We start from the raw sequence: 9,463 nt of genomic DNA on the forward strand, positions 1-9,463 counted from the left end.
CTTTCGATCAGGGCGCGTGGCTGGCCAGAAGCGCGCGGATCTCACCGGCAAGCTCTGCCCCGCAGGCCTCGTCCACGGTCGCATCCCACTTGTCCTTGACGCTGGCGATCAGGGCCTCGCGCCGCTCCTTGGGGATCGACACCGCCTGACCGCCGCCGGACATGACAGCGTTCCCGACCTGCTGGTCGACCCATGCCTCATAGCGCGGCTGCAGCCAGGCTTCGGTTTCGGCGGCGGCCTCGACAAGTGCTGCCTGCTCGTCGGCGGTCAGCGCATCGAACTTGTCCTTGTTCATCATGTACTGGATGTTGCCGTAAAAGAGGTTGGCGTTGACCATGTAGGGCATCACCGTCCAAAGCTTCCATGACGAATAGGTCGCGACGCCCATGTTGATCCCGTCGACCACCCCGCGTTCGGCGGACTGGAAAACTTCCTTGGGCGCCACAAAGACCGGCTCACCGCCCCAGGTCTCGATCATCATGGACACAAGCGGCCCGATCGACCGGACAAGCTTGCCGTCGAGATTGCCGATATCGGCAATCGGTTCCTCGAACCACCATTCCTGATCGTAGGAATAGTTGGAGTTGAGAAGCGGCACCAAGCCAACATTCGCGGCCTCGTCCCGGATCAATTCGGCATAGGCCGCGTCCAGCCCGGTCTGGTTTTCAAGACTGACCTCGGCGGGATAGAGAGAGGTCACGGCATAGCACGGCAGGCGATTGTCGGCGTTGATCCACGAGATGTCCGACACGCCCCCCTGGAGCGAATCGACCCCTTCGGACCAGCCGTGCAGCGTGGCCGACGGAAACACCTCGACCTTGACGCTGCCGCCGGTTTTCTCGGACACGAGATCGGCGAAATGGGTGAAGCCGGCATAGCGGATATCGGCCTCGTTGACATAGGTGCTGAGGCGGATCGTGGTTTCCGCCGCGGCCGGCATCGCGGCCAGTGCGGCAAGCGCGATCGCTGCGGTTGTTGTGAGTTTCGACATGGTGTTCTCCCGGTTGGACTGGATTTCCGACGGTCGTTCCTGCCGTCAGCCCCGATGCGCTGCGGCGCGCGCAGCCTGGAAAAAGTCTACGCACGCGCCCCGGAACCGCGCCAATTCAAACAATTCATCCAACTATGCATAATTTGCATGACTATCCGGGCCACCACCCTGTACCGTGATAGCGGAGGGCGGCTATGGACCTGAATTGGCTACAGGATTTCGTTTGTCTGGCGCGGACGCTGAACTTCACGCGCGCCGCGCAAGAGCGGAACATTACCCAGCCCGCCTTCAGCCGCCGGATCAAGGCGCTCGAAAACTGGATCAGTGTTCCGTTAATTAAGCGCTCCAGTTACCCGGTACAGCTCTCTGAGGCCGGTCAACAGTTCCTGCCCGTCGCCCGCGCCGCGATCACCGAACTGACCGACATCCGTCAGGCACTCCGCGCGCAGGAGCGCGGCATCACCGCCTTCCAGCGCTTCGCGGTACTGCACACCATCTCGGTCAATTACCTGTCGCGGCGGATCGGCGAACTGGAGGCCGAAATTCCGAACCTGCGCGTGCGGGTCTATTCCGACAACCTGCGCACCTGCTGCCAGATGCTGTCGGACGGCACCTGCGATTTCCTGCTCTATTACAGCCATAAAGAGGTGCAGCCGGTTTTTGACGAGGCGCAATTTGCCCGCAAGGATATCGGGACCGACCCCTTGATCCCCGTGGCAGAGGCCAGGGCGGCAACGGCGCATGGCTGGTCGCTGGACGCGCCCGGCGGGTTGCCGATCCCCTATCTCGGCTATGACCCATCCAGTTTTCTCGGCACGGTGGTCGACCAGATCATCGGCAAGCGGCAGCCCCCGCTCAGCCTTCTTTATATGGACGCGCTGACCGAGGCGATCAAACGGCGGACCCTGACCGGCAGCGGCATCTCCTGGCTGCCCGAAAGCGCCGTAGCCGCCGAAATCGACGCGGGCCAGATCCTGCGCGTCGGCGGCGAAAGCTGGGACGCCGAGATGACGATCTCTCTATTCTGTTCGCTCGACCGTCTCGATCAAATAGGTCACGCGGTTTGGGAAACCCTCTAGGAGGGCTTGGGCCTTACTCCGTCGCGCGCGGCATCGCGGCGCGCACACCCGGGTCCTTCCCGACATAGAGGGTCTGCGACGGAAACGCGAAGCCCGTTCCGGCATCCTCCACGCATTCCATAATGGACAGCATCAACTCTTCCTGGATTTCCAGATAATCATTCCACTCCGAGGCGTGGATATAGGCGAAGATTTCCAGATCGAGCGAATGCGCCCCGAAGCGGACGAACCTCACCCGTGCGGAATCGGGCGAGACATTCGGATGATCCCGCAGCAGCTGCCGCAGGCGCGACAACAGCCCGCGCAAAACGTCCGGCGACGTCTCGTAGCGCACGCCAAGCATGTGGTGAAACAGATACGTGTCGCGCCGCGCGAAGTTCTCGAGATGCAGTGACGAAAACTCGCCATTCGGCACCGTCACGACCGTGCGTGCCAGGGTGCGGATTTTCGTCGACCGAATGCCGATCTCCTCGACGGTGCCCAGTGTCTCTCCGAACTTGCAGAAATCGCCGACGCGGACCGGCCTGTCAGCGATCAGTGTGACCGAACCGATCAGGTTTTCGATCAGCTTCTGCGCACCGAAAGCCAGTGCCAGACCGCCCACCCCCAGCGCCGCCAGACCGGCGGTGATGTCGACGCCAAGCGCCCGAAGCGCGACAGCCAAGAATATTCCGGCGGCCACGACCTTTGCCAGGCGCGAGAAAAACATCACCGCAGAATAGGCCGAGATCGCGCCGTGGCGCGACATGCGGGCAAGCGTGGCATCGGCCATCGTATCGATCAGTCGCCAGACAAACCAGGCCGCCGCGAACCATGCCGCCAGTTCGACGATCCAAATGCTCTGATAACGGGCAACAAGCGACACGCCGAGCATCCCGGCGCAGAGCGAAAAGATCACCGCTGCGACCAAAAGCTTCAGCGGCGGCTCCGAGGCCGAGACGAAGCGCGAAAACCGGCCGCCCTCGGCCCGCCGCCCGAGCAATCGGACCAGCCAACGCCGCGTCAGCATCAGACCGTGCGCCACGGCAAAGGACACATCGGCCAAAGCCATCAGAAGCCCCCAGTCCCGGATCGGAACACCCCCGATGCTTGGGCCGGGCGGCAGCCACCCCACCAAATACCGAAGCAGCGTCGCGTTCTCGGCGCTACCGGCGCGCCACCGGGACAGGACCTGCCCGGTTTCCGTGGCGACCAGCCAGATCATGCCCTCATCGCCCTCGATGCGGCGCGCCAGCAGCGGCTCCTCCCCTTCACCCTGCCCAAGCGTGCCGATCTGTTCCAGATCCGCCCCAAGACCGTCGTCCAAGGCGCCTTCGGGTTGCAGGCTGAGATCGCGCGACGTCTTCAGGGCACCGGCTGAATTCAGCGCGGTCTTGATCATCGGCAACCTCCAAGCCGGGATGCCGACGCCGGTCCCGCCCTGAAAGTAACGTGCGGCCCTGTCGTAATCCTCGGCCGCAAGCGCCGCGATCAGCCCTTTTACAAGGCCGCGCGGTGTGTCCCGGCCCAGAGGATCGGATGTCTCGGTGGCCGCGCGCTGTGGCTGAGCCGAAAGCCCGAAAACCTGCGCGCCGCCGGGCCCGGTTGGTAGGACGACAACAAGGCACAAGACAACAAGCGACCCGAACCATTTCGGCACCACCCACGCGGCACGTCGCGTAACACGCGACCGGCGCGACGACAGACACTCGTCCCCTGTGGTCGCGCGGTCTGGGTCCGGCAGGTCCGGTCGCGGCTTTCGTGTCGTCATGCTCAGTCTCCAAATCCCGCGGCCTCTCCGGCCAAGCACAGACACCCGTCAGCGACGGTGATGCTCCGCGCTGCCGCCGCTCTGCCTGCGTGGGTGTGATCTCGTGCTGTCAGCGCGGTTTTGAAGGAGACTTATTGAAACGCGCCGTTCCCCTTTCGCACCACCAGGGGCGGCTCACGGCGTGAAGATCAGACTGATCTGGCGGAACACCATCAGGCCCGCCAAGGCGCCCGGTCTGCATTTCCACCATGGATATGCAGGCTGCCACAGCAGGGCTCATGCGCGCGGGGCTTGTGAGACCAGAATGTCGATAAAGGCACGCACACTTGGAATAGAGGCCCTTTTGGGCGGGAAAGTCGCGAAAATCTCGGCCATCTCGCCCTCGAACCCGGGCAGAACGCGAACGAACTCCCCGCTGTCGACGCGCGGCTCTCCGAAGGTGGCCGGCAGGAACGCGACGCCCGCACCGGCCCGCAATATGCCCAAAGCGACGGTCGGATCGCCGACCCGTGCGATGGGTCGCTGATCAAAGACGAAATGCTCACCGTCACCGTTTTTCACGGCCCATGTGGCGGGAGAGCCCGGCACCGCGACAACGACACGGCCCATCCGGCCAATCGCGTCGGGGTCGGTCAGATCGTGCCGCGCCTGCGCGCCCGCAGGCCCGTAAAGACGAAAGCGCGACCCGACGATGCGCCGCGCGATCAGATGCGGCGTATCGGGCCGGTCCAGCCGCAGCACAAGATCGAGGTCCTTCTCAAGCGGATCGGGCCCGGCGGCGGTGATCTCGACCATGACCTCGACCTTGGGATGACGTCGGCTCATTTCGGCGATTGCAGGCCCGACAAGGTGTTGGGCCGACATCGCGCTGGCCGCGATCCGCAGCGGGCCTGCCGGCTCTTCCAGCGCGCTGCGCAGGATATCCTCGGCGCGGCTTCCGGCCTGAACGACATCCTGCGCCGCCGGCAAAAGCTGTTCCCCGGCCTGCGTCAGGCGCAGGCCCGTCGACAAACGATCGAAAAGGGGCATCCCGGCCTTTTCTTCAAGCCGCGCAAGCGCGCGGGAAAGCGTGGCTTTGGATGCGCCAAAGCGGCGCGCGGCGTGGCTCAGGCTGCCGGCCTCGTGCAACATGTGCAGATACCGCAAATCGTCGAGGCTTGTGATGTCGTCGGGCATGACCGTTCCATAAGTGAAACACTACGTTCCATATAGGACCATTGTGAGGAACCGGTTGCAACCTAGTGTCAAGATCACACCCGCCAACGCGCCGCTCCACGATCGGGGCGTGGGCATATGATCTCGATGAAAGGCACGGATGACCTTCGATCTCGCCCTTCCAGCACTCGCCGCTTTCGCGGTCGTCCTCGCATGGCGCGCCGGCGTGCCTCGCGCGGCCATTGGGGTTCTTCTGGTGCTTGGCGCTGTCATTGCAGGTCTGCTGCTTGGCCCCATCGCGGGGCTTGCGGGGCTGGCGATCTGGGCCGCGGGTGCGCTGCGTTTCTCCCTCGGACGCGCCACGAACGCCGGCGGCGCGCCGGGCCTGGCCATCGGGCTCGGCCTTGCGCAGGCGGCGCTTGTGGCGCTTCTGCTGCCCGGCCTGCTTCTGGCCGGGCCCTATCGCAATGTGCCCGACGCCGCCGAGGCGTTGCGCTCGGCAACTCTCTACCGCGTGGTACATGCTATTGGCGCGGCGCTGCCACCGGCTGCCCGAAACGGCGCGCTCGCATTCCCCACGCCGGTCACCGCCACACGGGAAACACGCACGCCCCCGCCGCGCGTCATCGACTGGGCCAAGGTTTCGGCGTCCGACGGGACATTCATTCGCACCCTTCCGGGCGAGCTGCGAGCAGCCGAACGCACGCCTCTGGCCTTCGAGGTCGAAGGACGCATTTCCGAGATCACCGTCACTATCGGAGATCATTTCGAGGCCGGCGATATTCTCGCCCGCATCGACACGCATCTTCTGGAACTTGCGCTGCAAGAACGCGAAGCGGCCCTGATCGAGGCGACCGCGCGGCTGGACGAGGCGCGCCAAGCGCTGGAGCGGCAAAAGGCGCTTTTCGAGCGGGGGGTTGTGGCCGAGACCGTCTTGGAAAGCGCGACCGCATCGCTCGACGCCGCGCTCAGCCGTCAGCGTGTCGCTCAGGCAGGCATTGATCAGGCCGAAGACCGCCTTGCCGACGCCACATTGCACGCGCCCTACGCGGGCAGCGTCGCCGCCCGTCTGGCCGAACCCGCGCAAACCGTCCGCGCCGGCGAGCCCGTGCTCGATATTCAAAGCAATGGCGGCAGCTTCGAGGTTGCGGTGACCGTGCCCGCCACGATTATTTCAAAGCTGCGCCTCGGCACCGAACACAAGATCCGGCTACTCGACGGATCGAACACAACCCTCACCGCAAAGCTGACAGAGATCGGAGCGCGGGCAACCGGCTCGTCGGGGTTTCCCGTGTCCCTTTCGCTGTCCGATGGAACCGGACAGTTGCGGTCAGGCACAAGCGTGGAGGCGGCACTTCTTCTGCGCGAGGCAACGCCAAGGTCGGACGCGCTCTCGGTCCCCATTCAGGCGTTGCTGATGGGCGAAGGACCGGCGCGTTACGTGTTCGTCTTCGACCGGGCGACCGGAATGCTTGACCGCCGCGCCGTCACGCTGACGCGCACCGAAGGTCAGACCGCACTGATTTCGAAAGGGCTCTCTCGCGGAGAGATCGTGGCGACCCGCGGCGTTCCATTTCTCTCAGATGGTATGGCGGTGACCCTTCGGGACACCGGCATCACGCGCTACGACGACTGAGGATCCGCCATGCTGACGCAGTTTGCCTCCCGTTTCCAAAGGCTTGTCTTCTTCATCGTGGCTGTTCTGATGGGGTTCGGCGCCTACAGCTACGTGACGCTGCCCGCGCAGGAAGACCCGCAGATCACGATCCGCGAAGCGATCGTCACGACCAGCTATCCCGGCCTGTCGCCCGAACGTATCGAACAGCTTGTCACCAAACCTCTCGAACGCGCCATCCGGCGCCTGCCCGAGGTCGAGGAAATCCGGTCCTCGTCGCTGCCCGGCACATCGATCATCCACGTAGAGATCCATGACCGCTATTTCGACCTGGACCAGATCTGGGATGATCTGAGGAACGAGGTTGCGCGGGCGCGGCAGGATCTGCCGGACGGGGCGAACCCGCCTGTCGTCGCCGACGATGTCGGGGACGTGGCCGTTGTCACTGCGGCCCTGCGCTCGCCCGATCACGATCTTGCGGAACTGGGCGAGATGACCAATCACATCCGCGACAGGCTCTACGCCGTGGCAGGCGTCAAGAGCGTCTCCGTCGAGGGCCTGCAGCCCGAGCGCGTCTATATCGAAACGCGGAACGCGCGGCTGGCTCAACTGGGTCTGAACCCCGACGCGATTGCCGCAACCCTTGCAAACCAGAACATCATCCGGCCCGGTGGCCAGATCGATCTTGGTCCACGCACCTTGATGATCGAGCCGACGGGCGATTATCGCAGCGTAGGCGAGATCGGCGAGACGCTGATTTCGCTTCCCGACGGCGGGCAACTGCCCCTGCGCGATATCGCCAGCATCGAACGCAAACCGGTCGATCCCGCACCTCGGTCCGCCTATTACAACGGCGATCCCGCGATCGTTCTGGCCATCGCGATGCAGGACGGGAACAACGTCCTCGATCTCGGCCCCCGGATCGCGGAAAGGCTCGACGAGATCGAGACAAGCCTGCCCGTCGGTATGACGCTCGACATCATAACCTTCCAGGCCGATCAGGTGGAACGCGCGGTATTCGGCGTGACCCTCAATGTGCTGCAGACGCTCGGCATCGTGCTGATGGTGGTCGTGCTGCTTCTCGGTCTCAGGACCGGCCTGATCGTCGGCGCCATCGTGCCCATTGTGATGCTGTCGACCCTTGCGGTGATGGGCTTTCTCGGCCTGCCGCTTGAACGGATGAGCCTTGCGACGCTTGTCATCGCATTGGGCCTTCTGGTCGATGCGGGCGTCGTGGTGGCCGAGGATTACAAGACCCGCCTGTCACAGGGCGAGGATCGCGATACCGCACTCAAGGGCGTCGGGCGTGCCTTGTCTCTACCGCTTTTGTCCTCGACGGCGACCACCGTGCTCGTTTTCCTTCCGCTGATGTTGGCCGAACACGTGGCCGGCGAATATACCCGGTCGATCTCGATCGTGATCGCGATCACCCTGTCGATTTCCTGGCTTCTGGCGATGACCGTCACACCGGTGCTGTCCCACCGCTTCGCCGAGGCGCAAACAAAGGGCGCGCGCCCCTATTACGAACGCATGTTCGATCCGCTCAATCGCGGGTACGGCTTTTTGATCGAGCGTCTCCTGAAGGCCCGTCTGGTCTTTGTCGGCATCATGCTGGCCGGGCTGGCGGGCGGCGCGGCCCTTGTCGCGACCGCACCACAAAGCTTTTTTCCCGACAGCGACCGCGCGCAGATCATCACCTATATCTACCTGCCCACCGACGTCACCACGACCGCGACCAAGGCCGAGGTCGAGGCGCTGCTGCCCACCCTGACCGAAGACCGCTTCGACTGGCTGGAAGATCATGCCGCCTATGTCGGCTTCGGCGGGCCGCGCTTCGTGCTGTCTCTCACGCCGGTCGATCCCGCCCCGAACCGCGCGGTGCTGATCCTGAATGTCGACGACCCGGGCAATGTCACACGGGCGATGGACGAGCTGCGCAACCATTTTGCAAGGGACTTCGGTCACCTGAAGGCCCACGTCACGGGAATGTTTCTCGGGCCGACCGACAGCGCGATTCTCAAGGTGCAGGTCAAGGGGCCGGATCGCGCCTTCATCTACGAAACCGCCGGCCGGGTCGAAGACATCATAGCAACCGTTCCGGGCGCGCGCGATATCCGCCAGAACTGGGAAAACCGCGTGCCCCGCATGGTGGTAGAGGTCGACCAGACGCGCGCCCGGCGCGCCGGCGTCGCCTCCGCCGATGTCGCACGCTCTCTTTCCGCTTATTTTTCGGGGCGACCAGTGTCGGAATACCGCGAAGGGGACGATGTTATTCCGATCATCGCCCGCGCCGTGAATGGCGAGCGGACCGATCTCGACCGCATCCGCACCCTCTCCGTCTTCGGGGCGGGCGGACAGATCGTACCGCTGATGCAGGTCGCCGATGTCCGGCTCGAGTCCGGCTTTGGCCGGATCGAGCGTGAGGGCCTGACGCGTACCGTCACCATCGAAGGGCGCTCGGAACTCATGGGGGCCGAGGATATGGCACCACTCATCGCGAACCAAATCGATACGCTCCGCGCCGATCTGCCGCCTGGCCATTCCATCGAATTCGACGGGATCCTCGTGCAATCCGGCGAGGGGCGCGCGGCCTTGGCCGCCAACATGCCGCTTTGTCTCGCGGTAATCGTCGTGCTCCTCATCGCGCAATTCAACTCGTTCCGCCGGCCTGCCATTATCCTGGCCACGGTTCCGCTTGTTGTACTCGGTGCCGGTCTCGGGCTGAGGCTTTTCGAGGCTGAGTTCGGCTTCATGCCAATTCTCGGCTTGCTGAGTGAACCGCGCCGGGTTTGCCGGAGGCTCCAACTCCTGAGTAGGATGGAGCATCATGAGCAAGACAACGAACAAGTATTCCCCTGAAGTGCGCGAACGAG

Annotated in this window: 6 protein-coding genes; 3 read left to right on the top strand and 3 right to left on the bottom strand. The window is 64.1% G+C overall.

The window, feature by feature from the left end; translation table 11 throughout:
• Nucleotides 1-7: 7 nt before the first annotated feature.
• Complete coding sequence (dctP, locus tag EZV60_RS13340) at nucleotides 8-991, bottom strand: TRAP transporter substrate-binding protein DctP (RefSeq protein WP_135506083.1); 984 nt, start codon at nucleotides 989-991, stop codon at nucleotides 8-10.
• Between the two features lie 194 nt (nucleotides 992-1,185).
• On the opposite strand from dctP, the gene EZV60_RS13345 reads away from it, so the two are divergent.
• Complete coding sequence (locus tag EZV60_RS13345) at nucleotides 1,186-2,070, top strand: LysR family transcriptional regulator (RefSeq protein ID WP_135506084.1); 885 nt, start codon at nucleotides 1,186-1,188, stop codon at nucleotides 2,068-2,070.
• Between the two features lie 13 nt (nucleotides 2,071-2,083).
• On the opposite strand, the gene EZV60_RS13350 is transcribed toward EZV60_RS13345, so the two are convergent.
• Both EZV60_RS13350 and EZV60_RS13355 read right to left on the bottom strand, forming a co-directional pair.
• The gene (locus tag EZV60_RS13350) at nucleotides 2,084-3,820 is read right to left on the bottom strand and encodes a mechanosensitive ion channel family protein (RefSeq protein WP_135506085.1); all 1,737 of its coding nucleotides are present in this window, start codon (nucleotides 3,818-3,820) and stop codon (nucleotides 2,084-2,086) included.
• A 276-nt stretch (nucleotides 3,821-4,096) separates the two neighbouring features.
• Nucleotides 4,097-4,996: a LysR family transcriptional regulator gene (locus EZV60_RS13355; protein ID WP_135506086.1), complete on the bottom strand. Its 900-nt coding sequence runs from the start codon at nucleotides 4,994-4,996 to the stop codon at nucleotides 4,097-4,099.
• Between the two features lie 139 nt (nucleotides 4,997-5,135).
• On the opposite strand from EZV60_RS13355, the gene EZV60_RS13360 reads away from it, so the two are divergent.
• Nucleotides 5,136-6,611 carry an efflux RND transporter periplasmic adaptor subunit gene (locus EZV60_RS13360; protein ID WP_135506087.1) on the top strand — a complete coding sequence of 492 codons (1,476 nt, stop codon included), beginning with the start codon at nucleotides 5,136-5,138 and terminating at the stop codon, nucleotides 6,609-6,611.
• 9 nt (nucleotides 6,612-6,620) lie between these two features.
• Nucleotides 6,621-9,449 carry an efflux RND transporter permease subunit gene (locus EZV60_RS13365; protein WP_135506088.1) on the top strand — a complete coding sequence of 943 codons (2,829 nt, stop codon included), beginning with the start codon at nucleotides 6,621-6,623 and terminating at the stop codon, nucleotides 9,447-9,449.
• Nucleotides 9,450-9,463: the final 14 nt, after the last annotated feature.

The sequence above is a fragment of the Roseovarius aestuariivivens genome (assembly GCF_004761875.1).
GTDB classification, from domain to species: domain Bacteria; phylum Pseudomonadota; class Alphaproteobacteria; order Rhodobacterales; family Rhodobacteraceae; genus Roseovarius; species Roseovarius aestuariivivens.

Excerpts from the sequence above, each read along its gene's own strand:
- dctP (WP_135506083.1), bottom strand. The coding sequence starts at position 991 with ATGTCGAAACTCACAACAACCGCAGCGATCGCGCTTGCCGCACTGGCC.
- EZV60_RS13355 (WP_135506086.1), bottom strand. The coding sequence starts at position 4,996 with ATGCCCGACGACATCACAAGCCTCGACGATTTGCGGTATCTGCACATG.
- EZV60_RS13345 (WP_135506084.1), top strand. The coding sequence starts at position 1,186 with ATGGACCTGAATTGGCTACAGGATTTCGTTTGTCTGGCGCGGACGCTG.
- EZV60_RS13365 (WP_135506088.1), top strand. The coding sequence starts at position 6,621 with ATGCTGACGCAGTTTGCCTCCCGTTTCCAAAGGCTTGTCTTCTTCATC.
- EZV60_RS13360 (WP_135506087.1), top strand. The coding sequence starts at position 5,136 with ATGACCTTCGATCTCGCCCTTCCAGCACTCGCCGCTTTCGCGGTCGTC.
- EZV60_RS13350 (WP_135506085.1), bottom strand. The coding sequence starts at position 3,820 with ATGACGACACGAAAGCCGCGACCGGACCTGCCGGACCCAGACCGCGCG.